At 58.3% G+C, this 25,887-nt stretch carries 27 protein-coding genes; 17 read left to right on the top strand and 10 right to left on the bottom strand.

What is annotated here, in order from left to right; all coding sequences use genetic code 11:
- Positions 1–8 precede the first annotated feature (8 nt).
- From CLV87_RS15720 to CLV87_RS15705, 4 genes are read left to right on the top strand one after another with little or no spacing between them, the layout of a single operon-like run.
- Positions 9–872, top strand: a complete 864-nt coding sequence (locus tag CLV87_RS15720; protein ID WP_099246872.1) for an ABC transporter permease — start codon at positions 9–11, stop codon at positions 870–872.
- Complete coding sequence (locus tag CLV87_RS15715) at positions 869–1,711, top strand: ABC transporter permease (RefSeq protein WP_099246871.1); 843 nt, start codon at positions 869–871, stop codon at positions 1,709–1,711. Before CLV87_RS15720 ends, CLV87_RS15715 begins: the two co-directional genes overlap by 4 nt.
- On the top strand, positions 1,708–2,232 hold the full coding sequence (locus CLV87_RS15710) for a DUF1993 family protein (RefSeq protein WP_099246870.1): 525 nt from the start codon (positions 1,708–1,710) through the stop codon (positions 2,230–2,232). The genes CLV87_RS15715 and CLV87_RS15710 overlap by 4 nt, the downstream gene beginning before the upstream one ends.
- 38 nt (positions 2,233–2,270) lie before the next feature.
- Positions 2,271–3,260: an ABC transporter substrate-binding protein gene (locus CLV87_RS15705; RefSeq protein WP_099246869.1), complete on the top strand. Its 990-nt coding sequence runs from the start codon at positions 2,271–2,273 to the stop codon at positions 3,258–3,260.
- Positions 3,261–3,411: 151 nt separating this feature from the next.
- Here CLV87_RS15705 and CLV87_RS15700 read toward each other — a convergent pair whose 3' ends face one another.
- Positions 3,412–4,098 (bottom strand): fumarylacetoacetate hydrolase family protein, encoded by a 687-nt coding sequence (locus tag CLV87_RS15700; RefSeq protein WP_099246868.1) that lies wholly within the window; start codon positions 4,096–4,098, stop codon positions 3,412–3,414.
- Positions 4,099–4,433: 335 nt separating this feature from the next.
- Positions 4,434–5,723: a flavin-dependent oxidoreductase gene (locus CLV87_RS15690; protein WP_099246866.1), complete on the bottom strand. Its 1,290-nt coding sequence runs from the start codon at positions 5,721–5,723 to the stop codon at positions 4,434–4,436.
- A 136-nt stretch (positions 5,724–5,859) separates the two neighbouring features.
- Between CLV87_RS15690 and CLV87_RS15685 the strand changes: the two genes are divergently transcribed.
- Both CLV87_RS15685 and CLV87_RS15680 read left to right on the top strand, forming a co-directional pair.
- Positions 5,860–7,029, top strand: a complete 1,170-nt coding sequence (locus CLV87_RS15685) for a pyridoxal phosphate-dependent aminotransferase (RefSeq protein WP_099246865.1) — start codon at positions 5,860–5,862, stop codon at positions 7,027–7,029.
- A 9-nt stretch (positions 7,030–7,038) separates the two neighbouring features.
- Positions 7,039–7,980 (top strand): 2-hydroxyacid dehydrogenase, encoded by a 942-nt coding sequence (locus CLV87_RS15680; protein WP_099246864.1) that lies wholly within the window; start codon positions 7,039–7,041, stop codon positions 7,978–7,980.
- Positions 7,981–8,065: 85 nt separating this feature from the next.
- Here CLV87_RS15680 and CLV87_RS15675 read toward each other — a convergent pair whose 3' ends face one another.
- Genes CLV87_RS15675 through CLV87_RS15660 form a run of 4 tightly spaced genes read right to left on the bottom strand, consistent with a single transcriptional unit; the run spans position 8,066 to position 12,120 of the window.
- On the bottom strand, positions 8,066–8,821 hold the full coding sequence (locus tag CLV87_RS15675) for an SDR family NAD(P)-dependent oxidoreductase (RefSeq protein WP_099246863.1): 756 nt from the start codon (positions 8,819–8,821) through the stop codon (positions 8,066–8,068).
- Positions 8,822–8,832: 11 nt separating this feature from the next.
- A complete protein-coding gene (denD, locus tag CLV87_RS15670) occupies positions 8,833–9,798 on the bottom strand; it encodes a D-erythronate dehydrogenase (RefSeq protein WP_099246862.1) in 966 nt (321 codons plus the stop codon).
- 12 nt (positions 9,799–9,810) lie between these two features.
- Positions 9,811–10,725 (bottom strand): sugar kinase, encoded by a 915-nt coding sequence (locus tag CLV87_RS15665; protein ID WP_099246861.1) that lies wholly within the window; start codon positions 10,723–10,725, stop codon positions 9,811–9,813.
- 15 nt (positions 10,726–10,740) lie between these two features.
- Positions 10,741–12,120 (bottom strand): FAD-binding oxidoreductase, encoded by a 1,380-nt coding sequence (locus CLV87_RS15660; RefSeq protein WP_099246860.1) that lies wholly within the window; start codon positions 12,118–12,120, stop codon positions 10,741–10,743.
- A gap of 421 nt (positions 12,121–12,541) precedes the next feature.
- Here CLV87_RS15660 and CLV87_RS15655 point away from each other — a divergent pair, with 421 nt between their 5' ends.
- The 3 genes from CLV87_RS15655 (at position 12,542) to CLV87_RS15645 (ending at position 15,931) form a co-directional block, all read left to right on the top strand.
- Complete coding sequence (locus CLV87_RS15655; RefSeq protein ID WP_099246859.1) at positions 12,542–14,323, top strand: IlvD/Edd family dehydratase; 1,782 nt, start codon at positions 12,542–12,544, stop codon at positions 14,321–14,323.
- 123 nt (positions 14,324–14,446) lie between these two features.
- A complete protein-coding gene (locus tag CLV87_RS15650; protein WP_099246857.1) occupies positions 14,447–15,187 on the top strand; it encodes an SDR family oxidoreductase in 741 nt (246 codons plus the stop codon).
- Between the two features lie 78 nt (positions 15,188–15,265).
- Positions 15,266–15,931: a GntR family transcriptional regulator gene (locus CLV87_RS15645; RefSeq protein WP_099246855.1), complete on the top strand. Its 666-nt coding sequence runs from the start codon at positions 15,266–15,268 to the stop codon at positions 15,929–15,931.
- Here the strand turns inward: CLV87_RS15645 and CLV87_RS15640 are convergent.
- Positions 15,928–16,875 carry a GlxA family transcriptional regulator gene (locus CLV87_RS15640; protein WP_099247860.1) on the bottom strand — a complete coding sequence of 316 codons (948 nt, stop codon included), beginning with the start codon at positions 16,873–16,875 and terminating at the stop codon, positions 15,928–15,930. The genes CLV87_RS15645 and CLV87_RS15640 overlap by 4 nt on opposite strands.
- Before the next feature lie 75 nt (positions 16,876–16,950).
- Between CLV87_RS15640 and CLV87_RS15635 the strand changes: the two genes are divergently transcribed.
- The 5 genes from CLV87_RS15635 to CLV87_RS15615 all read left to right on the top strand — a co-directional run bounded on the left by CLV87_RS15635 (position 16,951) and on the right by CLV87_RS15615 (position 22,280).
- The gene (locus CLV87_RS15635) at positions 16,951–18,111 is read left to right on the top strand and encodes an acyl-CoA dehydrogenase family protein (protein WP_099246853.1); all 1,161 of its coding nucleotides are present in this window, start codon (positions 16,951–16,953) and stop codon (positions 18,109–18,111) included.
- Positions 18,112–18,114: 3 nt separating this feature from the next.
- Positions 18,115–18,423 carry a SelT/SelW/SelH family protein gene (locus CLV87_RS15630; RefSeq protein WP_099246851.1) on the top strand — a complete coding sequence of 103 codons (309 nt, stop codon included), beginning with the start codon at positions 18,115–18,117 and terminating at the stop codon, positions 18,421–18,423.
- 6 nt (positions 18,424–18,429) lie between these two features.
- Entirely contained in the window at positions 18,430–20,502 is a 2,073-nt protein-coding gene (locus CLV87_RS15625) for an acetate--CoA ligase family protein (protein WP_099246849.1), read from the top strand.
- Positions 20,503–21,285 carry a carnitinyl-CoA dehydratase gene (locus CLV87_RS15620; RefSeq protein WP_099246847.1) on the top strand — a complete coding sequence of 261 codons (783 nt, stop codon included), beginning with the start codon at positions 20,503–20,505 and terminating at the stop codon, positions 21,283–21,285.
- 86 nt (positions 21,286–21,371) lie between these two features.
- The gene (locus CLV87_RS15615; RefSeq protein ID WP_099246845.1) at positions 21,372–22,280 is read left to right on the top strand and encodes a BKACE family enzyme; all 909 of its coding nucleotides are present in this window, start codon (positions 21,372–21,374) and stop codon (positions 22,278–22,280) included.
- Positions 22,281–22,345: 65 nt separating this feature from the next.
- Here CLV87_RS15615 and metF read toward each other — a convergent pair whose 3' ends face one another.
- Positions 22,346–23,209 carry a methylenetetrahydrofolate reductase [NAD(P)H] gene (gene metF / locus CLV87_RS15610; RefSeq protein WP_099246843.1) on the bottom strand — a complete coding sequence of 288 codons (864 nt, stop codon included), beginning with the start codon at positions 23,207–23,209 and terminating at the stop codon, positions 22,346–22,348.
- Positions 23,210–23,330: 121 nt separating this feature from the next.
- Between metF and CLV87_RS15605 the strand changes: the two genes are divergently transcribed.
- Entirely contained in the window at positions 23,331–24,236 is a 906-nt protein-coding gene (locus tag CLV87_RS15605; RefSeq protein ID WP_099246841.1) for a LysR family transcriptional regulator, read from the top strand.
- On the opposite strand, the gene CLV87_RS15600 is transcribed toward CLV87_RS15605, so the two are convergent.
- On the bottom strand, positions 24,237–24,545 hold the full coding sequence (locus CLV87_RS15600; RefSeq protein ID WP_141561257.1) for a hypothetical protein: 309 nt from the start codon (positions 24,543–24,545) through the stop codon (positions 24,237–24,239). It lies immediately after the preceding gene.
- Between the two features lie 193 nt (positions 24,546–24,738).
- The gene (locus tag CLV87_RS15595) at positions 24,739–24,945 is read right to left on the bottom strand and encodes a cold-shock protein (RefSeq protein ID WP_099246837.1); all 207 of its coding nucleotides are present in this window, start codon (positions 24,943–24,945) and stop codon (positions 24,739–24,741) included.
- Positions 24,946–25,165: 220 nt separating this feature from the next.
- Between CLV87_RS15595 and CLV87_RS15590 the strand changes: the two genes are divergently transcribed.
- Both CLV87_RS15590 and CLV87_RS15585 read left to right on the top strand, forming a co-directional pair.
- Positions 25,166–25,483: an ArsC/Spx/MgsR family protein gene (locus tag CLV87_RS15590; protein WP_099247858.1), complete on the top strand. Its 318-nt coding sequence runs from the start codon at positions 25,166–25,168 to the stop codon at positions 25,481–25,483.
- Entirely contained in the window at positions 25,476–25,844 is a 369-nt protein-coding gene (locus CLV87_RS15585) for a hypothetical protein (RefSeq protein WP_099246835.1), read from the top strand. Before CLV87_RS15590 ends, CLV87_RS15585 begins: the two co-directional genes overlap by 8 nt.
- Positions 25,845–25,887: the final 43 nt, after the last annotated feature.

Below are 25,887 nucleotides of genomic sequence, written 5' to 3'. Positions count from 1 at the left end.
GGAGTGGCATGAAGTCTATCTTTCCCATCCTCACCGTCGTCGCGGCGATTTTTGCGCTTTGGTATGTGTTTGCCGTCGTTCTGAACGCCCCTTGGGCCTATTCCAAGGCGGAACGCGCCGAGGTTGAGCTGTCTTTCTCTGAGATGGTTGCCGATACCATGGCGCAGGAAAAACCGCGCCTGCCCGCACCCCATCAGGTGGGGGCCGAGATCTGGAAAACCACCGTTGAGAAAAAGATCACCTCGAAACGCTCGCTGATCTATCACGGTTGGATCACGTTGCAGGCCACGGCTTTGGGCTTTGCCTTTGGCATTGGCTTGGGCATCCTTCTGGCGGTAAGCATTGTGCATTTCCGGGTGATGGACATGTCGGTCATGCCCTGGATCATTGCCAGCCAGACCGTGCCGATCCTGGCGATTGCACCGATGATTGTGGTGGTTCTGGCCGCTTTGCAGGTGGATGACATCGTCGCCAAGGGCGTGATTTCCATGTATCTGTCTTTCTTCCCGGTGGTTGTTGGCATGGTCAAAGGCTTGCGCAGCCCTGACACGATGCTGCTTGACCAGATGAAGACCTATAGCGCCTCATCATCCCAGACCTTCTGGAAACTGCGCCTACCGGCCTCGGCCCCGTATCTCTTTGCCTCACTCAAGGTTGGTGCGGCGGCCAGTTTGATTGGCGCTGTCGTGGCCGAACTGTCGCTGAGCCAAAACGGCGGGCTCGGTGCGCGTCTGTTGGCGGGGAGCTATTACGGTCAGACGATCCAGATCTGGTCGGCGCTTTTGGCGGCTGCAACCTTGGCGGCACTGATGGTCTTTGTGCTGGGCGCAATTGAGAAAGTCACCTTGAAACGGATGGGGATGGCGCAATGATGTGGATACTCATCAGCCTTGCGATCTGGATCGCCGCCATTGCGCTGAACCTGTTTCTGGTGCGCCAGCGCGCACCCGGTTCCGCATTCCTTGTACCGGTCATTTTTGGCTTCACCGTGTTGATCCTCTGGGAGGGCATGGTGCGTGGCTTTAATATCAGCCCAGTCCTGCTGCCACCGCCCTCAAGCATTGGCCTGGCCCTGGCCAGTGAAACAGATATTTTGTGGCAAGACCTTGTGCAGACCTTCTTTAAGGGCGCGCTGACCGGGTATGTCATGGGTTGTGGCGCGGCGGTGCTGATCGCGATTGCCATTGACCGTTCACCATTCTTGCAGCGCGGACTGCTGCCGGTGGGCAATTTCATCGCGGCCCTGCCGATTGTTGGCCTCGCCCCGATCATGGTGATGTGGTTCGGCTTTGATTGGCATTCCAAGGCGGCGGTGGTTGTCGCGATGGTTTTCTTTCCCATGCTGGTCAACACTGTGCAGGGGTTGCAAGCCACCGACCATATGCAGCGCGACCTGATGCGCACCTATGCGGCTGGATACGCGCCGACCCTGTTGAAACTGCGCCTACCTGCGGCGATGCCGTTCATCTTTAACGGGCTCAAGATCTCGACAACCCTGGCACTGATCGGCGCGATCGTGGCCGAGTTTTTTGGCTCTCCGATCAAGGGCATGGGGTTCCGCATTTCGACCGAGGTGGGGCGGCTTTCGCTGGATATGGTCTGGGCCGAGATCACCGTGGCGGCGATCCTTGGGTCCGGGTTTTACGGGTTGGTGGCGCTGATGGAAAAGCGCATGACTTTCTGGCATCCCTCACAACGGAAGAGCCGATGAGCGATCTGATCCAGCATTACCTGCCGGTCTTTCGGCACTATCTGGATCGGATTGACGATCTGGCGGGCAAGGCCGCGCCAGATCATTTAGCGGCGCGGCTGACCCCGGGCAGTTTTAGCGCGCTGGAAAATCTGGTGATTGCTCAGGGTTATGTGCTGCGCGCGCTTTGCCCGCTGGCGGGGCAGGCGGTGCCGGATCTGCCGGAGGCGCAAACCGCTGCTGATCTGATCACACGCAGCGCTCAGCTGCGCGGTCAGCTGGATACACTTTCCCAGCTCCCAACCAGTGGCAGTGATATCACCCACACAGCCGGACATGCCGAGCTGACCCAAAGCCCCTACGACTTCATCGCCCTTTACGCGGCACCGAATTTCTTCTTTCATTTCAATATGGCCTACGCGATCCTGCGGGCGCAGGGCTGCGAAATTGGCAAAGGGGATTTTGACGGATTTCACAGCTACCCCAAAGGGTTCAGCTTTGTCACTGGCACTCAGGACCAATCCCCTGAACCTGCCCAATAAGAACAAGAACCAACAAAACACCAACAAGGAGATCAAAAATGAACAAGATCACAACAACAGCCCTGGCCGGTGCCTTTGCCCTGACCGGCGGTCTGGCACAGGCGGCGGATGACGTGACGCTGCAGCTGAAATGGGTCACCCAGGCGCAGTTTGCGGGCTATTATGTTGCCCTCGACAAAGGCTTCTACGAAGAAGAAGACCTGAACGTCACCATCAAGCCCGGCGGCCCGGACGTGGCTCCGGCGCAGGTCATCGCCGGTGGTGGTGCTGATGTGGTGCTGGACTGGATGCCATCCGCTCTGGCCTCACGCGAAAAGGGGTTGAACCTGGTCAATATCGCCCAGCCGTTCAAATCCTCAGGCATGATGCTGACCTGCCGCAAGGATACCGGCATCACCGGCCCTGAGGATTTCGCCGGCAAGACGCTGGGCGTTTGGTTCTTTGGCAATGAATACCCGTTCCTGAGCTGGATGAGCCAGCTTGGTCTCTCCACCGAGGGTGGCGATGCCGGCGTGACCGTGCTCAAGCAGGGGTTCAACGTTGATCCGCTGCTGCAAGAACAGGCTGCCTGTATCTCGACCATGACCTATAACGAATATTGGCAGGTGATTGATGCCGGTCTCGACGCCGACGATCTGATCACCTTCAAATACGAGGATATGGGCGTCGCCACGCTTGAGGATGGCATGTATGTGCTCGAGGAAAACCTCGCAGATCCGGCCTTTGAGGATAAGATGGTCCGCTTTGTCCGCGCCTCGATGAAAGGCTGGAAATGGGCCGAGGAAAACCCTGCCGAAGCGGCCGAGATCGTGCTCGACAATGATGCCACCGGTGCCCAGACCGAAAAGCACCAGGTCCGCATGATGGGTGAAATCGCCAAGCTGACCGCTGGCTCCAACGGGGCCCTGGATGTTGCTGATTATGAGCGCACTGTTCAGACTCTGCTGAAAGGCGGCTCTGATCCCGTGATCACCGCAGCACCAACCGGTGCCTGGACCCACGCGATCACCGATGCCGCTCTGAAATAAGCGCATCCCCATCACACAAAAGGCCCCGTCCATCACGTCTATGGGCGGGGCTTTATATATTTTTTAGCACTCTGTTTTCAGGTTTCTCTGGGCCAAAAATATCCCTGGGAGTCCCGAGCCTGCTCGGGACGGGGCAGCGCCCCCAACTCCCTTAGCCAGTCATGCGCATCTCAAGATCGGGCAGGCCCTCAATGCTAATCGTGCACTGGTCCCCCGGCACCAAGGCCCCGACACCCGCGGGTGTGCCAGTCATGATCAAATCGCCAGCCGCAAGCTCAACATAGGTCGATAGGATCGAAATCACCTCGGGGATCGACCAGATCATCTGGCTTAAATCACCGCGTTGTTTTTCCGTGCCATTCACCGACAAGGTGATCGCGCCTTGCTCAAGGTGGCCGCCCTTGTCCACGCTGCCAATTGGGCCAATAACAGCCGAGCTATCGAACCCCTTGGCCATGTCCCAGGGGCGGCCCATTTTCTTGGCTTCGGCCTGCAGGTCGCGGCGGGTCAGGTCATTGCCCACGGCATAGCCAAACACGTGATCCAACGCTGCAGCTTGTGCAATATTACGTCCGCCCTGACCCAGACACACCACAAGCTCGGCCTCGTAATGCAAGTCCTGCGTCAAAGGCGGGTAGGGGACAGGGCCGGGCGTAATGATGGCGTCAGCGGGTTTGGTGAAAAAGAACGGCGGTTCGCGATCCGGATCCTTGCCCATTTCCCGCGCATGGGCGGCATAGTTGCGGCCTACGCAAAAGATGCGTCGCACCGGGAAGACAGTCTCGCGTCCCAGGATCGGTAAGGCCGGGCGCGAGGCCGGTTCAAATTCAAAAGCCATTTTGTCTCCTGTTTAGGGTCAGGACCCATTAATTTAACGCCACTGGTTTGGTTGGTCTTGTTCCTGACAAGGCACATTACTGCAGAAATACTGGTTGTATTTCAAGGTGATGTAACGCAGCTCAGGGGCAAGACCAACCAAATCTGTCGCACCAGAGGTGCGCCATTTTAGTTGGCTCCCCTTTGGGGAGACAGACGTCGGGAGCGCTGCAAAGCAGCGGCTTTGACCGCTTGAAATTGACCCCGCCAGTTCCTGCGCGTCCAAAGCCCCTGCTTTATTGCCCTCCCTGCGCCAGTGACGTCAAATTAGTGGGTCCTGACCCTAGGAGGCTTGGCTCAGTTCAGCGCGACTTTTTCATCGGCTCCGATCAAATGCCCAGCCTTGTTCAAGCTGTCACGCTCATATCCTGCCGCTGCTTTGTACCGGGCCAGAAAGGCCTCGCGTTCCGCCTTTGGCAAGACATCTTCGATATCATCAAAGTCGCCGCCACAACGGCTGTCGACCAATTGCAGTAACCCAAAAGGACCCGCGCCGCGATTTCTTAGCGCCAGGTCCGAGAGCGCTTCGCAAAATGTGTCGTCAAAGACGCTCAGCGCTTTTGGGGTCAGCCCGTGATCCAGAAAATTCCGCGTCAGGTGACGTGCATCCATTATGGCCTGGCTCGCGCCGTTTGAGCCGGTGGGATACATCGGATGCGCGGCATCTCCAATCAAACACACAGGCCCCTCCACCCAGGTCGGGATCGGATCGCGATCAATCATGGGGTTTTCAAACGCATCCTTTGCCCCGTTGATCAGGTCCGGTGCGCTGAACCAGTCATAGCGGAAATCCTCAAAGTAATGCACAAAGCTTTCGATAGCGACGGGACGGAACCAACTGTTGCGCTGGCGGTCTGAGGCCGTATCCGCAACGGTTTCCGCGATCCAGTTGATCATGGCCAGCCCGGTTTCCGGGTTCGGTTTGGAAATCGGATACATCACCATGCGCTGGTGTTGATTGCCTAGCCCAATGAACGAGGCCCCACTGCGCAGCGGTTTGGCCCAGGTGGTGCCGCGCCACATCAGCGTGCCGCCCCAGTGAATTTGCGGCTGATCGGGGTGCATTTGGGCACGAATGGCCGAATGGATGCCATCGGCCCCAATCAAGAGTTGCCCGGTTTCCTCCGAAGGAACGCCGTCACGGTTTTGCAAGCTAAGGGTGACGCTGCCGTCCTCGTTGATTTTGTAGCCCGTCGCTGTGCTGTCCAATCTTACAGTGTGACGCCCGGCGCGGCGCACCAATTCGTGATACAGCAGCATCTGGAATTCGCCACGATGGACCGAATATTGCGGCCACTCATAGCCAGCATCGCGCCCGCGTGGCTCAGAATGGATTTCGCGCCCGTTCAGGCCAAGCAAGGCCCATTCCTGAACAGGTAAACCGAATTCTGCCAGGTCTTCTTCGCTGATGCCCATATCCTGCAATTCGCGGATGGCGTCGGGTTGCAAATTGATCCCGACCCCAAGCGGGTCCATATTTTTTGCGCTCTCAAAAACCGTGAAGGGGACACCAACCTGATGCAGTGACAAAGCCAGCGCCAGTCCACCAATACCGCCACCGGCAATCAGAACGCGATTTTTGGACATAAAGACTCTCCTGAAACTGCCCTCATAGTCAAAAACGTCCATCCCGGCGGTGCAACCGGTTTTTCGCAATTGCGTAGAATTGCCGCTTTGGTATACCAAATTCGCAGGGAGCCAAAGTTTGGGAATTGGGGGGCGCATGGCGCAATTGAAGTTTGCCAGCGGGTTGTCACGGCTGGGCACTGAATCCGCATTTATGGTTTTGGCGCGGGCGCAGAAACTGGCGGCTGAGGGCAAGGACATCATTAATCTCGGCATTGGTCAGCCGGATTTTCAGACCCCCGACCATATTGTCGAGGCCGGGATCAAAGCGCTGCGTGACGGGCATCACGGCTATACCCCCGCCAATGGATTGCCAGCCCTACGCGAAGCGGTGGCCGCTGATCTGCATCGCCGCCATGCGGTTGAGGTCAATCCTGATAGCGTGGTCGTCGTGCCCGGCGGCAAACCCACGATGTTCTTTGCGGTGATGATGTTCGGCGAAGCTGGGGCCGAGATCATGTATCCCAATCCCGGTTTCCCCATCTATGAAAGTGTCATCCGCTATAGCGGGGCGGTGCCAGTGCCAATCGCGTTGAAAGAGGAAAACGGCTTTGCCTTCTCCGCTGACGAGGTGCTGGGTCAGATCACTGACAAAACCAGCCTGATCATCATCAACTCGCCGGCAAACCCGACCGGAGGCGTGACACCGCGCGCTGAAATCGACAAGCTTGTGAAGGGGTTGCAGGATCACCCGCATGTGGCGCTGCTCTCGGATGAGATCTATTCCAACATGTTGTATGGCGGGCGCGAACATGTCAGCCTCCTGCAATATCCCGAGATTCGCGACCGTTTGATCATGTTGGATGGCTGGTCCAAGACCTATGCTATGACCGGCTGGCGGCTGGGTTATGCGGTTTGGCCGGATGCCTGTGTGGACCATGTCACGCGGCTTTGCATCAACGATCATTCCTGCGTGAATGCGGCAACCCAATATGCCGGGATCGCGGCGCTGAGCGGCCCGCAGGACGCAGTTCATGACATGGTGGCGCAGTTCGACAAGCGCCGTCAGATCATTGTCGATGGGTTGAACGCATTGCCCGGAATACGCTGCAGCGATGCCGCCGGGGCGTTTTATGCCTTCCCCAATATTGAAGGTACGGGTTTGACAGCCACGCAGGCGCAGGATCTGTTCCTGGACAAGGCCGGTGTCGCAACCGTCGCCGGAACCAGTTTCGGAGCCTGGGGCGAGGGCTATGTGCGGTTCTCCTATGCCAATTCCGCTGAAAACATCCGCGAGGCACTGGATCGCATCGCAAAACTTCTGTGAGGGGGTAAGATGACCAATGTCATGATGATCGGGGCCTCGTTTTCCGAGGTTGAGCGGGACCGTCTAAAGACCGCTTTCAATGCCGGGTTTGTGGCCGATGTTACTGACCTTGACAGTTTGTCAGTGCAAGCGCGGGCTGAGACAGCGGCTGTCGCCTTCAAGGGACATGCCGCCTTCGGGGCCGCTGCGATGGATCTGTTGCCCAAACTGGGGCTGATCGCCAATTTTGGCGTTGGCTATGACGCCATTGACGTCGAAGCTGCCTCAAAGCGGGGTATTCGCGTGACAAATACCCCCGATGTGCTGAACGATGATGTGGCCGATCTCGCCGTTGCGATGCTTTTGGCGCAATGTCGGAACATGATCGCTGGGGATGCTTGTGTGCGCAGCGGCGACTGGGCGGCAAAGGGCAGTCTGCCGCTGAACCGAAAAGCCTCGGGTTCTCGGGTCGGCATTGTTGGGCTGGGACGGATCGGGCGGGAAATTGCGGATCGTCTGGCGGCCTTCAAAATGGATATCCATTACCATTCCCGCAGTGAAAAACAGACACCGGGCTGGACCTACCACAGCGATGTTGTTTCCCTGGCCGAGGCAGTGGATTTTCTGGTGGTTGCCTTGGTCGGCGGCAAGGAAACTTTGGGCTATGTGGGAACCGAGGCTTTGGCCGCTTTGGGGCCGCGCGGTGTGGTGATTAACATCTCACGTGGCACCACGATTGACGAGGCGGCGCTGCTAAAGGCCTTGGAAAGCGGGATCATCGCCGGGGCCGGGCTGGATGTTTTCCTGAACGAACCTGATATTGACCCACGCTTTCGCGCCTTGGACAATGTGGTTTTGCAGCCCCATCAGGGTTCGGCCACCACCGAAACCCGCACCGATATGGCCCTGCTACAGCACGACAATATCGCGGCGTTTCTGGCGGGCCGACTTTTGCTGACACCGGTGAACTAACCGTCCCCTCGCACCACGCGCAACCGCAAAAAATTTGCAAAATTTTTGTCACCGCGCGCGGCTGACGGAGCGGTCAAAACCGATCTCAGACCGAGCCGCCATCGACGAAAAAGTTGCTCGCCGTGCACATGGCCGCATCATCCGAGGCCAGAAACAGCACCATGCGCGCCACATAGACTGGATCCACCGGGTCGGGCAGGCATTGGCCTTTGAGGTGATCGGCCAGTTTTTCCGGTGTGACCCACAACTCCTTTTGGCGCTCGGTCATGATCCAGCCGGGGACCACCGTGTTGACCCGGATACGCGCATCGCCCAGATCGCGCGCCATGGTGCGCGACAACCCGTGCACAGCCGCCTTGGCCGTGGCGTAGGCGGGGAAATTGCCCACCGCTTCCCACCAGGAGTTTGATCCCAGATTGATGATCGAGCCAGACCCGGCCTCGACCATGGCAGGGGCAACTGCCTGCATGGCAAAGAACATATGGCGCAGGTTGGTCTCTATGCGCTCGTCCCAGTAGTCTGGGGTCACCTCGCGCCAATCATGGCGATCATCGCGTGCTGCGTTATTGACCAGCACCTGCGCCGCGCCGTGACGGTCTGCCAGCTTGTCAAAGGCGGTTTTCAAACTGTCGATATCGCGCAAATCGCAGGGTTCAAACGCGACATCGCCGTCAATCTGCGCAACCGAAGCCTTGGCCGTCTCCACATCCTTATCGACGAACCCCACTTTGCAGCCCTGCGCGGCAAAGGCGCTGACCATCTCGGCCCCAATGCCCGAGGCCCCGCCGGTGATGATCACGGTTTTGCCCTTGAGGCTTGGATAGATTGCAAATTCGCTCATGCGTGAAACCCTCAATTCTTGGCTACATCGTCTTGCAGATAGTAGCGGATATTGTCTTGAAAACTGCTATCCGCTTCGAGGCCCAAGGCCAAACCGCGATCTGTGCGAATATCCATGTGCCAGCCTTTCAGGATCGTATCGATCTCGGGCTCTTTGTTCCAGGTGATCCGCGCGGCGGGATCCGGTCCGGCCACCTCCGTCATAGCGTCGATCATCTCAGCAATCGTCCAAACCTGTCCCGGCATGGTCAGGCAGCGGTTTTGCCCTAGCTCTTCGATCTGCAACTCCGCCCCTTTGATCAGGTTTTCCACGCATTTGCGCGGCGACAGGTAGAGCTGTTTGAAATCCGGATCGACCGGGCAATTGGCGGTTTCCCCATTCAAAGGCTCGCGAAAGATCGAGGACATGAAACTTGACGCGGCGCGGTTGGGTTTGCCGGGACGCACCGTGATTGTCGGCAAGCGAAAGCCGCGCCCATCGATCAACCCACGCCGGGAATAATCAGTGATCAGATATTCGCCCATGGCCTTTTGCGCGCCATAGCTGGTTTGCGGATTGGGCAGGCTGACATCGGTAAAGGGCTGTGGCGTGTCCCCGCCAAACACAGCAATCGAAGAGGTAAAGACCACCACAGGACAGGTGCCCAAAGAGCGGCAGCGCTCCAACACGTTCAACACACCCATCAGATTGGTTTGAATCCCGGCTTCCAGCTCTTGTTCTGCATGGGCCGAGACCACTGCCGCCAAGAGATAGATCACATCGACATCCGCATCGATCGAGGTCGCGACCGAGGCGGGATCGGCAATGTCACAAGTCTGGTAACTCACGGGGAAGGGGGCGTTGATCGGCACCGGGTCGATGATGTCGGCCAAAACCAACCTATCGATATCTTGTCCGCGCAACCGTCCTCTTTCCGCCAATTGCAGCGCCAGTTTGCGGCCGATGAAGCCGCCCCCACCCAGGATGAGTACTTTCATGCCAATCGCCCTCTAATGTGTGTTGCCAAATATTTCCGGGGCCAGTGCGCCGCGATGCTGGATCACCTGCGCGGCCAGTTCGGATGCGGCTTTGGTCGCTTCACTGGCTGATGCCCCTTGTACCAGTGCGGATAGAAACCCAGCGGCAAAACTGTCGCCAGCGGCGGTGCTGTCGACCAGATTTGTGACCTTTATGGGCGCGACAGTTTGTTTGCCCTCAGCCTCGGTCCAGACATGGCAGGGCGCGGCTCCGTTCTTGACGGCGATGATGCGCGCGCCGACATCGCGATAGCGGGCAATCGTATCGTCCTGGCTATTGTCGCCAAAACAGTCCTCTTCCTCGTCGAAGCTGGGCAGCACCACATCGGCAACTGACGCGCCCAGCACCAGCCCTTCACGCATCGCCTCAGCGCTTTCCCAGAGACGGGGGCGCAGATTGGTGTCAAAGGCGACCAAGGTGCCAGCCGCACGGGCCTTCGTCAAAGCATTCGCCAGAACCTGCCGTTTCTCAGGCGGTAGGATCGCCAAGGTGATCCCGGAAAACTGGATCACGTCCCGGCCGTGCAGAATGCTGTCCAACCAAGCCTCATCATCAGCCAGCAGTCGCGCTGCCGCCTCGCCGCGCCAATATGAAAAGCTGCGTTCGCCGTCCTGGAGCTGGATTGTATATAGGCCAACCGTCCGATCCGGCACCTGCCTGATGGTTGACACATCCACCCCATGCCCCTGCATATAGGCCAGCATCTGGTCCGAGGCCGCATCCTGCCCGACGACGCTGCCATATTGCACCGCCCATTCCGTACCAAGCAGTTGTCGCGCATACCAAGCACAATTGAAGGTGTCTCCGGCAAATCCCATCCGGTAAAGCTCCTGATCGGTGGGGGCAAATTCGACCATACATTCGCCCAGACACAAAAAGCGCTTCATCTTGCTGTCCCTTTCTCAGTGGTTGAGCGCAGGCAGGATCTTGCCCGGATTCAGAATGCCTTTGGGGTCAAACGCGGCCTTAATCGCCCGCATATAAGTCAGCGCAGGCCCATGTTCCGCATGCATATAACTGGTCTTGCCCAGCCCTATGCCATGTTCGCCACTAACCGTGCCGCCCAACCGCAAGGCGCTGTCATTTAGCAAGCCGACAAATTCCTTGGCGCGTTTCATTTCCTCGGCATCCGAGGTGTCCACATTCAGCCCGCAATGATAGTTGCCATCGCCCACATGGCCGACAATTGCACAGCTCAGCCCCATGTCTCGGGCCTTATCCTGCGCTTCGACAATGGCCTCAGCCAGTTTCGAGATCGGCACGCAGACATCGGTCGAGATGATCCCCTTGCTCGGGGCCAGCGCCTTGTTGGCGGGGTGCGCATTGTGGCGCATCGACCAAAGCTTGTTGCGATCTTCGGTTTTTTCGGCGCGCTGGAACCCAGCGGCCCCAAATTCTTCGGCGATGTCGCCAAACAACGCGGCCTGTTCTGCGACCGCTGCAGGAGAGCCGTGGAATTCCAGAAACAAATGTGGTTTTTCCGGCAGGCCCGCATCGGAATAGATGTTGAAGCCCCGCACCATCGCCTCGTCGATCAATTCGATCCGTGCCATGGGCAGCCCGCTCTGAATGGTCAAGATCACGCAGTTCACCGCATCCTCGACGCTTTCGAACCGGCAAGTCGCGGCTGAGGCCGCTTCGGGGATGCCATGCAGGCGCAGGGTCAATTCGGTGATGATGCCGAGCGTGCCTTCGGAGCCAATCAGCAGATGTGTCAGGTCATATCCGGTTGAGGATTTGCGCGCCTGACTGCCGGTGCGAATGATCGTGCCATCTGCCATCACCGCCTCCAGCGCCAGCACACAATCCGCCATCGTGCCATAGCGCACCGCCGTGGTGCCCGATGCCCGTGTTGCCGCCATCCCGCCAAGCGAGGCATTGGCCCCCGGATCCAGCGGGAAAAACAGACCTGTTGCACGCAATTCCTCGTTCAACTCGACCCGTGTCAGACCCGGCTGCACCACGGCATTGAGATCTTCGTCATTGACCGCCAGCAGCTTGTTCATCCGGCCCATATCCAGACTGATGCCGCCCTGACTGGCCAGATGCTGCCCCTCAAGCGAACTGCCCGCCCCAAAGGGGGTGATTGGGCAACCCTCCGCAGCGCAGATTTTGACGATCTCAGACACCTCTTGCGTGGTTTCCGGATAGGCCACCGCATCCGGCAGCAAGGTCGGGTGATAGCTCTCGTTCTGACCGTGCAAGTCGCGATCCGCTTGTGAAGTCACCAGGCGGTCGCCCAGCAAAGCGGATAGCTGCGTGATAGCCGGTTGATGGGTCATGTCTTGTCCTTGTTCAACGCCAGTTGGGGGAACGGCCCGTGTGCGCCACGATCGCTACGACCTGAGCGATACATGGGTGTCACGTGATCTCCCCCTGCCAGATTCCAGCACTTTTCACGTGCTGAAAAATGGTATACCATTTCCTTCAACCGCGTTTTGACCAGCTTGTCAACGCCGTGCTGTGATTGGTCGCATGAAACGAGGACAAAGACAGGGGAGGAGAAATGAGTTTCATTATTTGAAACTAAATATTGAATAATGGAACAACCTTGTTCCGGTTTGGATTTGGCGATACAGCAAAGGGCAACACCCGACATTCACGGTCGACTCGCTGCTTTTCAAGGGCGGCACCGTGCGGGCATGATCCAGAATAGATGACCAGCGTCCCGGTGTGCCGGGACCGCCAGGGGAGAGAGAACACATGTCAAACACCCGCGCAGGCAAGCGCTATCGCTCGCAGGAATGGTTCGACAATCCGAACAATCCGGGCATGACCGCGCTGTATCTGGAGCGCTACCAGAACGCGACCTTTACCCGCGAAGAGCTGCAAAGCGAACGCCCGATCATTGGTATTGCCCAGACCGGCAGCGACCTTGCGCCGTGCAACAAGATCCATGTGTTCTTGATGGACCGGATCAAGGCCGGCATTCGCGAGGCAGGTGGTATTCCGATGGAATTCCCGGTGCATCCTATCCAGGAAACCGGCAAACGCCCGACAGCGGCGCTGGATCGCAACCTTGCTTACCTGACCTTGGTCGAGGTGTTGCATGGCTATCCCATCGACGGGGTTGTGCTGACCACCGGCTGTGACAAGACCACGCCAGCCATGTTGATGGGCGCGGCCACGGTTGATTTGCCGGCCATTGCCTTGAATGGCGGTCCGATGCTGGATGGCTGGTGGAAGGGCAAACGCGCAGGTTCTGGCACCATCATCTGGGAAAGCCGCCGCCTGCTGGCCGAAGGCAAGATCGATTACGAAGAGTTCATGGAGCGCGCCTGTTCCTCGGCTCCGTCCTTGGGCCATTGCAACACCATGGGCACCGCTAGCACCTTGAACGCCATGGCCGAAGCGCTGGGCATGACCTTGACCGGCAGTTCTGCTATTCCTGCCCCGTTCCGCGAGCGGATGGAGATGGCTTATCGCACTGGCTTGCGCATTGTGGACATGGTCAATGAGGATCTGAAACCCTCGGACATCATGACCCGCGAAGCCTTTGAAAACGCAATCATAACCAATGCCGCAATTGGCGGGTCCACCAACGCTCCACCGCATTTGCAGGCTGTCGCCCGCCATGTGGGTGTCGAGCTGAACGTCAAGGATTGGGAGACCGTCGGCTTTGACGTGCCGCTTTTGGCCAATGTTCAGCCCGCGGGCGAGCATCTGGGCGAAGGTTTCTTCCGCGCCGGTGGAGTGCCCGCTATCATGGGCGAGTTGAAAAAGGCGGGCCGGTTGCATGAGGGCGCGATGACTGCCTCGGGCAAAACCATGGGCGCGGCGCTTGAAGGCATTGAGAGCGACGATTTCGACGTGATCAAATCTTATGACGCACCCATGCGCGAGAATGCCGGGTTCAAGGTGCTGAGCGGCAATCTTTTTGACTCCGCCCTGATGAAAACCTCGGTGATTTCCGAGGATTTCCAGCAGCGTTTTCTCTCCCACCCCGGCAAGGAAGGGGTGCATGAGGCGCGTGCCATCGTCTTTGAGGGCCCCGAGGATTACCACGACCGCCTGAACGATCCCGCCCTTGAGATTGACGAAAACTGCATCCTGTTCATTCGCGGCGTGGGCTGCGTCGGCTATCCAGGCTCAGCCGAAGTGGTCAACATGCAGCCACCGGATGAGTTGATCAAGGCCGGTATCAACCACCTGCCCACAGTTGGGGATGGTCGTCAGTCGGGTACCTCGGAAAGCCCGTCGATCCTCAATGCCTCACCAGAATCGGTGGTCGGCGGTGGGCTGGCCTATTTGCAGACCGGAGACATGGTGCGGTTGGATCTGAACAATTCGACACTGAACGCTCTGGTGGACGAGGCCGACTGGCAGGCGCGGATCGACGCCTGGGAAGCGCCGGAGATTGTGCATCAGACGCCATGGCAAGAGATCTATCGCAAACATGTTGGCCAACTGGCCGAGGGCGGATGTCTGGAGTTGGCGACGGCCTATCAAAAGATTGGTCGAACCTTGCCTCGAGACAATCATTAAGGATAACAACGCCCTGGCCTGTCCAGGGCGTTGTTCGTCAAAGGGGAGGGGGCGCTGCCCCCGTCCGCGATGCGGACTCCCCCGGGATATTAATAGCCCAGAGAAACCAAGGGGAGAGAGAGTTTGAGCAAGACCATTGTGATCACTGGGGCAGGGCGCGGCATTGGGCGCGCCTGTGCTGAGGCATTTCTGAATGCCGGGTGGAAAGTTGGCTTGATCGGACGGTCGCCGGAACCGCTTGAGGCTCTGGCAGATCGGTATCAGGGCGCGGCCTTGGCGCTGCCTTGCGATGTGGTGGATGAGGAGCAGGTTGAGGCTGCGTCTGAGGCAGTTGTTGCGGAATGGGGGCGTTTGGATGCCCTGTTCAACAATGCCGGGGTCGGCGTCAAAGGCGCGCCGATTGACGAGATCAGTGTTGAGGACTGGCGCAACTGCATCGACATCAATGTAACCGGGTCCTTCATTTGTGCGCGCGCGGCCTTTGCCCGCATGCGTCATCAGGACCCGCAAGGGGGGCGTATCATCAATAATGGCTCTGTGTCCGCTTATGTGCCGCGCTGGGGCTCGACGCCTTACACCACCTCAAAACACGCGATCACCGGGTTGACGCGGACCATCTCGCTGGATGGCCGGGCCTTTAACATCGCTTGTGGTCAGATCGATATCGGCAATGCGCTGACAGATATGGCGCAGGCCATGACGCAAGGGGTGCCGCAGGCCGATGGGTCAATCGCGGTTGAGCCGGTCATGGATGTGGATCATGTGGCGCGGTCCGTCTTGCACATGGCCGAGCTGCCGCTTGATGCCAATGTGCAATTCATGACCGTGATGGCAACGGCGATGCCTTATATTGGGCGCGGCTAGAGCAAGGCGCGCATTCGACAACCCCCGTGTCTTGGTATACCAAAGCCCGAAGACGTCAAAGGCAAAGGCAGCGCTTGGATGGCCGAAGAAAACCGGTTCGAGCATATCGCAAACCACCTTCGCCGCGCTATCCTGCGCGGTGATCTCCCGCCGGGCGCGCCGATCAAAGAGCGCGATAATGCGGCCGAAATGGGCGTCAGCCGCACGCCGATGCGTGAAGCGATCCGGCAATTGGCCAATGAAGGCCTTGTGACGCTCCGCCCGGCGCGCAGCCCGATTGTCGCCGATCCCCCTTGGAGTGAAGTGGCTGATTGCGTTGATGTTTTGCGAACGCTCGAACTGTTGTCTGGGGACCAGGCCTGTGCCCGCGCCAGCGCCGAGGAGATCGAAGATATCGCCGCTATTCAGGTCAAAATGGAGGCGCAGGCGGCAGAAATTGATCAGGTGACCCTGTTTGAATTGGATATGGAATTTCACATTGCCATTGTGAATGCCTCTCATAACAGCACATTGATTGACACCCATCGCGCCTTGTTGGCACGGCTTTGGCGGTCGCGATATTTGGGATCGCGTGAAGGGCGCAATCAGGCGCGGGTGTTTCGCCAGCATAACGATATTGTTGCAGCGCTGCGCGATCGTGATGCGGAGCGGTTGCAAGAAGAGATTGGCCAGCATCTGGCCATCCTAAAGCAGCAGATGCACCACTATTTCCACCAGAATTCTACTGAGCTGAACAAAGCCTAGTCGCTCTTACGCAAGGCGCGCGGCGTGGTGCCAAACTCCCGTTTAAAGGATCGCGTCAGCGCGCTTGGGTCCTCATAGCCCGAGCGGGTGGCGATTTCGGTGATTGACAGGTTGGTCTGTTCGATCAGCCGGCGCGCGACACCCAATCGCAGGGAAATATATACGCTGCGCGGGCTGCGCCCGGTGGCGCTGTGAAAATGCTTTTCCAGGGCCCGCAGCCCCATGCCCAACCGCTTGGCAATCGCGTCAAGCGGTAGGGGCGTTTCGATGGTGCGGCGCATGATGGCGACCGCCGCCTCGACCACCTGACTGTCGCCGGTTCGGATCGGCACCAAGGCGCTGGGGTCGCGTTCGCCATGCATGAACAGCGCGGCCACCTCAAGGCGCAGCATCATGCCATGATGTTGTCCGATCAGATCCAGCATCAGCTCCATCGTCGTGCTCGCCCCGCCACATGACAGAATGTCCCCGGTGGCGATATAACGGCGATCCACTGCGTCAACCTCGGGAAATTCCTCGGAAAAATGGGTCATTTCATCCCAGTGAATGGTCGCGGTTTTGCCCTCGAGCAACCCGGCTTTGGCCAATAGCCAGCTGCCCATATCCAAGCCCGCCAATTGCGTGAATCGCTTGCTGGCGGCGCGCAGGCTGCGCAGGGTTTGCGGGTCACATTGCGATTGAAAGGCATAGCTGGGCAAAACCAATAACAGCGCGCCGCCGGGATGTTCGGACAAGGGCATTTCCGGTGTCACAGGCAGCCCGCTGGACGACGAAACCGAGCCTCCGGTAATCCCCAGATAGTGCCATTCATAAAGCGGCTGGCGCGACAACCGATTGGCCGCGCGCAGCGGTTCCACCGCATTGGCCAGCGCGTGGTTTGAGAATTCTTCGAAAAGCAGCACTCCGATTTGCCGCGTTTTTGCCGGTGGATTCGAATTTTGCATGATCCAAGGCTTAACCTGCATGAATGAAACGCGCGAGCCAAAGTTACCTTTTCTCAGCAGCAAAGGAGGCCGCCCATGCATTTTGGTCTGTCAGAAGAGCAAGAGATGATCGTCTCGACCGTGCGCAGTTTCGTTGAAAACGAGATCTATCCGCATGAGGCCGAGGTCGAGCGCACGGGGCAGGTGCCTCATGAACTGGGCATGGAGATCAAGCAGAAATGCCTGGATCTGGGGTTTTACGCCTGCAACTTCCCCGAAGAGGTCGGCGGCGCGGGGCTCAGCCATATGGATTTCACCCTGGTGGAACGTGAACTGGGGCGCGGCTCGATGGCGTTGACGCATTTCTTTGGCCGCCCGCAAAATATCCTAATGGCGTGTGAGGGTGAGCAGCGCGAGAAATACCTGCTGCCTGCGGTGCGTGGTGAGAAAATGGATGCGCTGGCCATGACCGAACCGGATGCCGGATCAGATGTGCGGGGGATGAAATGCCAGGCCGTGCGCGATGGCGGTGATTGGGTGGTCAATGGGTCCAAGCATTTTATCTCTGGTGCCGAACATGCTGATTTCTTTATCGTCTTTGTGGCGACCGGCATCGACGAAACCCCGCGCGGCCCCAAGAAACGTATCACCTGTTTCCTCGTTGATCGCGGCCATCCGGGCTTTGACGTGCGCGAAGGCTATAACTCGGTCAGCCATAAGGGTTACAAGAACTACATTCTCACATTCGACGATTGCCGCCTGCTGGATGCGCAGGTCTTGGGCGAGGTGGATGGCGGTTTCGCGGTCATGAACGAATGGCTGTATGCCACCCGCTTGACGGTTGCAGCCTTTTGCGTCGGGCGGGCGCGGCGTTGCTTTGACCTGGCAGTGCAATACGCGGCGGAGCGCAAACAATTCGGTCAGCCAATTGCGAAGTTCCAGGGCATCAGCTTTCAGGTTGCTGACATGATCACCGAGATTGATGCCGCCGATTGGCTCACACTGTCGGGGGCTTGGCGACTTGACCAGAACCTGCCTGCCAACCGCGAAATTGCCTCGGCTAAGCTTTATGCCTCCGAGATGCTGGCGCGTGTGACCGACACGACGCTGCAAATCTTTGGTGGCATGGGGCTGATGGATGATTTCCCGATTGAACGGTTCTGGCGCGATGCGCGGGTGGAACGTATTTGGGATGGCACTTCGGAAATTCAGCGGCATATCATTTCCCGAGATCTTTTCAGACCTTTGGGAGCCTAAAACGTGACAACCGAACTCCAGACCAAACCGACTGTCTCCATCACCTATTGCACCGGCTGCAATTGGCTGCTGCGCGCCGGGTGGATGGCGCAAGAGCTGCTTCAGACATTTGGAACTGACCTGGGTGGGGTGACGTTGGTGCCCGGCGAGATTGGCGGCATCTACGAAGTGCGGGTTGATGATGTGCTGATCTGGGAGCGCAAGCGCGATGGCGGCTTTCCCGAAGCGCGCGAATTGAAACAGCGGTTGCGCGATCACATCGATCCTGACCGCGACCTTGGCCATAATGACCGGCCAGGCAAGACATCATGAGGACCCATGACCGCCAGCTTTGATCGCTCCAATCTGCAACGCCTGTTGCAACCGCGCTCGATCGCTGTGATCGGTGGCGGGGCCTGGTGTGCCAATGTGATCCGCGAATGTCGTAAGATTGGGTTTGCCGGTGATATTTGGCCTGTGCATCCCAAACGCGATGAGGTCGGCGACCTGCCTGCCTTTAAACATATCAATGACTTACCCGGCGCGCCGGACGCCGCCTTTATCGGGGTCAACCGCGCGCTTACGGTTGAGTCGGTTCGCCTCCTGTCGGCCCGTGGCACGGGTGGGGCGGTCTGTTTCGCCTCCGGTTTCAGCGAGGCGCAGGCCGAGCTGGGCGATGGCGCGGATTTGCAACAGGCCTTGTTAGCCGCCGCCGGAGACATGCGCCTGCTTGGCCCCAATTGTTACGGGTTCGTCAACGCGCTGGATTGCGCCGCACTTTGGCCGGATCAACACGGGATGCAACCGGTAGACCGCGGCGTGGCGATCCTGACGCAAAGCTCCAACATCGCGTTGAACCTCACCATGCAAACCCGCGGGTTGCCCATCGCCTATCTTGGCACGCTGGGCAACCAGGCGCAGACCGATCTGGTCGAGCTTGGCGCGACGATCCTTGAGGATCCGCGTGTCACGGCGCTTGGGCTGCATATCGAGGGGCTGAGCGACCTGCGCGGATTTGAGGTGCTGGCGCGCCGCGCCTTTGAACTGGGCAAGCGCATCGTCGCCGTGAAAATCGGCGCGTCGGAACAAGCCAGCGCCGCTGCCGTCTCGCACACCGCGTCTTTGGCCGGGTCCGATGCCGGGGCGCGCGCGCTGTTGAAACGATTGGGCATCGCGCAGGTTGGCTCTTTGGCAGGGTTGCTTGAGACGCTGAAAATCCTGCATTGTCGTGGCCCGCTTGACCATGGCGGCATTGCTTCGATGTCCTGTTCCGGCGGTGAGGCCAGTCTTGTTGCCGATAGTGTTCTGGGCACAGACCTACATTTTCCGCCCTTATCCGCCGAGCAGCAAGAGGCGCTGCGCGGCGTATTGGGACCCAAAGTCGCGCTGGCCAACCCCTTGGATTACCACACCTATATTTGGGGTGACCAAGAGGCCCTGACCGGATGTTTCAGCGCCATGATGTCGGCAAGCAATCTGGCTTTGGGCATTGTCGTGCTGGACTTCCCGCGCGCGGACCGCTGCGACGCAAGAGAGTGGGACATCGTGGTCAATGCTGTGGCAGACACGGCTGCGGCAACCGGTGCCACCATGGCAATCATGACCAGTCTTCCTGAATGCATGCCCGAAAACATCGCCCAGGATCTCATGACGCGCGGGGTGATCCCGCTTTGTGGGGTTGGAGAAGGGTTGGAAGCTGTTGCGGCAGCGGCCTGGCTCGGAGAAAATGGCCCGGCTTCAGTGTCTCTCCTGTTGCCATCAGGTGGTGAGCCTATGCCTTCAGTGACTGCACTAACTGTGTTGGCTGAGGGGGAGGCCAAGAACATTTTGGCGCAACATGGCTTGGCCGTGCCGCGTTCTGAACGGGTCAGCACCCCGCGTGAGGCTGGTGACGCCGCCGCCGACATTGGTTTTCCAATCGTTCTCAAAGGCGAAGGTTTTGCCCATAAGACAGAGGCTGGCGCTGTGAAACTGGGTTTGACCACCACAGAAGACGTCATTGCAGCCGCAGAGACAATGGAGGCAGAGGGCTATCTGGTGGAGCAGATGGTGCCGGACGCCGTGGCGGAACTTTTGATCGGCGTTATGCGCGATCCGGCGCATGGGTTTGTCCTGACCCTTGGAGCAGGGGGCATATTGACCGAGATCTTACAAGACACGGTCTCGCTCTTGTTGCCTGTGGATGAGACGGCGATCCTGACCGCGTTGCACTCTTTGCGTATCGCGCCAATGCTGGCAGGCTATCGCGGTGCGGCGGCTGCGGAGAAAAAGGCGATCTGTCAGGCGATCCTGGCTGTCCAGGCCTATGTCAAAGCGCAGGCTGGGCGGGTGGCTGAAGTTGAAATTAACCCACTGCTCTGCGGCCCGGATGGGGCAATTGCGGTGGATGCTTTGATCCGGTTGGAGGACTAGATGGACAACCCCATTCATATTGAACGGCGCGGGCATGTGTTCGAGCTGACCCTGAACCGCCCCAAGGCCAATGCGATTGATCTGGCCACCAGCCGGCTCATGGGCGAGGCCTTTACCGAGTTTCGTGATGACCCCGACCTGCGCGTGGCGGTGGTAACCGGGGCAGGGGAAAAGTTTTTCTGCCCGGGCTGGGATCTGAAAGCGGCGGCGGATGGTGACGCGGTGGATGGCGATTACGGGGTGGGCGGCTTTGGCGGCTTGCAAGAGCTGCGCGGGCTGAACAAGCCGGTGATCATGGCCGTGAACGGGATTTGCTGTGGCGGCGGGTTAGAGCTGGCCCTGTCAGGTGACATTATTTTGGCGGCCGAGCATGCGAGCTTTGCCTTGCCGGAAATCCGGTCTGGTACGGTGGCGGATGCGGCCAGTATCAAACTGCCCAAGCGCATCCCCTATCACATCGCCATGGAAATGCTGCTGACCGGGCGTTGGATTGACACGGAAGAAGCCGCGCGATGGGGTTTGATCAACCAGGTTTTGCCCGCCGATCAACTGATGGATAAGGCGCGGGAGATGGCGGATCTTTTGGCCTCCGGCCCGCCGCTGGTCTATGCGGCGATCAAGGAAGTGGTGCGCGAGGCTGAGGATATGAAATTCCAGGATGCGCTGAACAAGATCACCAAGTCTCAGTTCGAGACAGTGGAGCGGCTTTATCGCAGTGAGGATCAGCTTGAGGGGGCCAAGGCCTTTGCGGAAAAGCGTGATCCGGTTTGGAAAGGGCGCTGAGAATTGCGGGAGGGGGTGACGTGCTTGCCCTTGGCAAGACACCCCACCCACCATCCCGCCAGGCGCAGATTTGAGAGGAGGCAGCCATGCCATTGACCATGAACCGTGAGGTTTTCATCACCGCTGCTGTCACCGGATCGGGCAGCACACAAGATCGCAGCCCGCATGTGCCGCGCTCGCCCAAGGAGATCGCCGACAGTGCCATTGCCTGTGCCAAAGCCGGGGCGGCAGTGGTGCATTGCCATGTACGTGACCCCGAGACAGGCACACCATCGCGCGACCTGAAACTATATCGCGAATTGACCGATCGTGTGCGCGAGGCTGAGGTCGATGTGGTGCTGAACCTCACCGCCGGCATGGGCGGCGACATCGTCTTTGGTTCGACAGACGCTCCGTTCCCTGTTGCCGAAGGCACCGACATGGTGGGGGCCGAGGAACGGGTCGCCCATGTCGCCGAATGCCTGCCCGAAATTTGCACGCTGGATTGCGGCACGATGAACTTTGCCGAGGCCGATTACGTCATGACCAACACGCCCGGCATGTTGCGCGCCATGGGGGCGATGATGACCGAGCTGGGGGTAAAGCCCGAGATCGAAGCCTTTGACACCGGGCATCTTTGGTTTGCCAAAGAGTTGGTGAAAGAGGGCGTGTTGGATAGCCCAGCCTTGGTTCAGCTTTGTATGGGGGTGCCCTGGGGGGCTCCCAATGACCTCAATACCTTTATGGCCATGGTCAATAATGTGCCTGATGAGTGGTGTTTCAGCGCCTTTTCACTGGGTCGCGATCAGATGGCCTATGTGGCGGCGGCAGTGCTGGCGGGGGGCAATGTTCGCGTTGGGCTTGAGGATAATTTGTGGCTCGACAAGGGCGTCCTGGCCACCAATGAGCAATTGGTGACCCGTGCCAAAACCGTGATCGAAGGCATGGGCGCTCGGGTGATCGGACCGGATGAGGTTCGCGCCAATCTTGGCCTGACCAAACGGGCTCCGGTCTGAATGCTGCCAAACAAAAACGGCCCCCGCGTCAGGCAGGGGCCGTTTTTTTGTTGCTTTGAAAGGCTTTAAGCCACGTGTTCCAGCTTGACCTTGGGGGTCACGCCCAGGGCAAAGCACACATCGCGGGTCAGTTCCGGGCGATTCAGCGTGTAGAAATGCAGCTTGTCCACGCCCTCATCGATCAGGTCGCTGCACAGCTCGGTGCAGATCGCTGTTGCCAGCAGGTCCTCACGCCCGTCGCGCTCTGCCTTGGCAAAAGCGTCATCCACCCAGCTCGGGATGGTGGTGCCGCAACGCGTGGCAAAGTTGCGCGCGCCTTTCCAGTTTTCGATCGGCAGGATGCCCGGCACGATCTGCTTGTCGATCCCCGCTTTGGCACAGGCATCACGGAACCGAAGAAAGGTCTCGGCCTCAAAGAAGAACTGGGTCAGCGCCTCGGTCGCACCGGCATCCAGCTTGCGCTTGAGCCAGTCGATATCAGCCTGCATATCTGCCGCCTCGGGGTGCTTGTCAGGGTAGGCCCCAACGCGAATGGTGAAATCGCCGGTCTCCGCCAGGGCCTCGATCAGTTCAACCGAATTGGCAAAGCCATCGGGATGAGCGGTAAAGCTGTTTTCGCCCTTTGGTGGATCGCCGCGCAGCGCCACAATGTCCTTTACCCCGGCCTTGGCGAATTCCTGGGCAATCCCCAGAGTTTCATCGCGGGTCGCGTTGACGCAGGTCAGATGCGCGGCGGTGCGCAGGCCTGAATGTTTGTGCAGGGTTGCCACCACATCGCGGGTCAGATCCCGTGTGGTGCCGCCTGCACCGTAAGTCACGGAAACAAAAGACGGATCCAGCGGTGCCAGAACCTGAACCGCGTCCCAAAGGCGAAACGTGCCTTCGACATTGCGCGGCGGGAAAAACTCAAAGGAAATCTGCGGCTGCATCTGTTTGTCCTGTGCTAAGGCGATATCTGCGGCGACTCTGCGTCGCGAAACTTGCACTCTATGTCGCATTTTGGCATTGGTGAGGCAAATTCATAATACTCATCACTAATATGAGGTTCATATGCATATCGAGTTTCGCCACCTTCGCACGGTCAAGGCCATCCATGAATGTGGTGGCCTGGCGAAAGCTGCGGATCAGCTCAACATCACACAATCTGCATTGAGCCATCAAATCAAAGGCTTGGAGGATCAAGCTGGGGTCGAGCTGTTTGTGCGCCGTTCCAAACCATTGCGGTTGTCGGCGGCGGGGATGCGGCTTTTGCGGCTGGCCAACCAGATTTTGCCGCAAGTTGAAGCTTTGCAAGAAGAGTTCATGGGGCTGCGCGCGGGCAGTTCGGGGCGCATGCATATTGCGATTGAATGCCATGCCTGTTTCGAATGGCTCTTCCCCGTGCTCGAAGGGTTTCGCAAAAGCTGGCCGGATGTGGATGTCGATATCCGACCCGGCTTGGCCTTTGATGCCTTGCCTGCCTTGATCAAGGAAGAGGTGGATGTGGTGATTTCCTCGGATCCCGAGGAGATTGCGGGCGTAACCTTTACGCCGCTCTTTGATTACAGCCCGGTTTTTGTGGCCGCGGCCAGCCATCCTTTGGCGCAAAAAGAGTTTATCGAGGCCGAAGATTTTCGCGGTCAAACTTTGATCACCTACCCTGTGGATCGCGCCCGCTTGGATATTTTCAGCCAGCTGCTGACCCCGGCCAAAGTGGAACCGGCCTCTATCCGTCAGGTCGAGTTGACTGCGGTGATCCTGCTTTTGGTCGCCTCCAACCGGGGCATTTCGGTGCTGCCCGATTGGGTGGTGCGCGAGGTTAAATACAGTTCTGACTATGTCACCCGCCCCCTGACCGAAAACGGCCTGACCCGGCGGCTTTACGCGGCAACGCGCAGTGAGGATTTGGACAAACCCTTTGTTCAGGAGCTGATCGAGCGCGCGGGCAAAGAGGCGTTGCGCCTGCAACAAGCCTGATCAGGAACAATTCTGACTGCCTTGAAGAACGGCCAAGTCGATGGGATTGGCATAGTCAAAACCTGTCACCCGCGCATTTGCTTCTGACAGGACCTGCGCGGCTTTCTGGGCAAAGCATTCACAACTGACGCCGCTAAGATTGCTTTGGCAATATTGAATAGGGTCAAAGCTGGCCACTTCGGGCCGTCCGGGCATGAACACCAGTGGTTCATCCGACGCGGTCAATGGGGGCAAAAACTGCACTGATGCGACCAGGCCGCCGCAGACGAATAAGACCATGAAAAGCCTGAAGGAAAGCGAATGCCACATAACCTGTCCTGTTACCTGTACTCTGCCCCCAACACCTAACTAGCATACCATTAGCGATTGAGGGGCGAGATTAAGCTTAGGAATTACCTTGATCTTTAGAGACTAAGGTAACCTTTGGACATTCGCGAAAAAGCTCAGAACATGTAAAAAAGGGCCGCCGACGGCCCTCTTTCCTGTCAAATGTGATCGCAACTCAAACCAGTTGCAGATCCGAGGCCATGACGCGCCCGTCGCGATTCTCACGCAACTCAAAGCTGACTTTCTGTTCATCAGCCAAGCCGGTCAGGCCCGAGCGTTCAACAGCCGAGATATGTACAAAAACGTCTTTTCCGCCATCATCCGGCGCAATAAAGCCGTAGCCTTTCGTGGTATTAAACCATTTCACGGTGCCTGTCGGCATGATCCCCGTGCTCCTTTCAAAGTCTTTTCCTTGATCCGGCCAAGCGCCGAACCCCCCTGTCACATTCGCCTTTCAGATAGGACGGGAAACGCGCCTGTCCAGAAATGATCATCGAAAGTCACGTGGTCAGCTTCGCCGGTTGAGGGAAAAAAGCAAGAAAAACTCCCTCGTATTTCAATCACAAGCGACTTATGTGATGTGCAATGATCAAGGAGGCATCATGATCCTTTATGGGCTGAAAACCTGTGATACATGCAGAAAGGCCCGTAAGGCCTTGGCAGACGTGGATTTTGTCGATGTGCGCGAGGATGGCATTCCCGTAAACGTTTTAGGTGACGCGTTTTCGCGCTTCGGCGAAAAATTGCTCAACAAGCGTTCGACCACCTGGAAAAACCTGTCAGATTCGCAGCGTTCAGAAGAGGTTTTGCCGCTTTTACAGGCACATCCGACATTGATGAAACGTCCCCTAATCGTGTCTGGCGACTCGATGTGGCTGGGATGGGACAAATCGGTTCAGGCGGAACTGTCCGATGCGTAACGCCGCGCTGACCCTTGGCATCATCGCTGGCGTATTCGGTATGATCGTCGGCTTTTTTGGCTTTGGCTACACCGAATTGGCGCGCGAATTTGCCGAAGTCGAAGAGGTTTTCGGCATGTTCGACAACCCGCAGCTTGTGCGTGTCGTCTCAATCCTGTCGCCGATGTTGGCGATTGCCGGTGGTGCCATGGCCAAGGCCCGGGCGCTGTGGGGCGGGATTTTGTTGCTGCTCTCAGCGGCTGGCATGTTTTTCGCTTTTGGCTTTAACGTTTTCACCATGTTCCCGATCGCCTTTGCGGCACTGGGCGGTGTTCTTGCGATTGCCGCCGGTAAGCCGGATGAACCAAAGGCGCATTTCTAGGGTTTTGACCCAGACAGCAAAAGGGCACGGTTTCCGCCGAAAC

Origin of the sequence: Pelagimonas phthalicica (genome assembly GCF_004364805.1) — a bacterium.
In the GTDB taxonomy this organism is placed as follows: Bacteria; Pseudomonadota; Alphaproteobacteria; order Rhodobacterales; family Rhodobacteraceae; genus Pelagimonas; species Pelagimonas phthalicica.
Note: the sequence above shows the minus strand (reverse complement) of the source record. Positions and strands in the feature narration are given on the sequence as shown.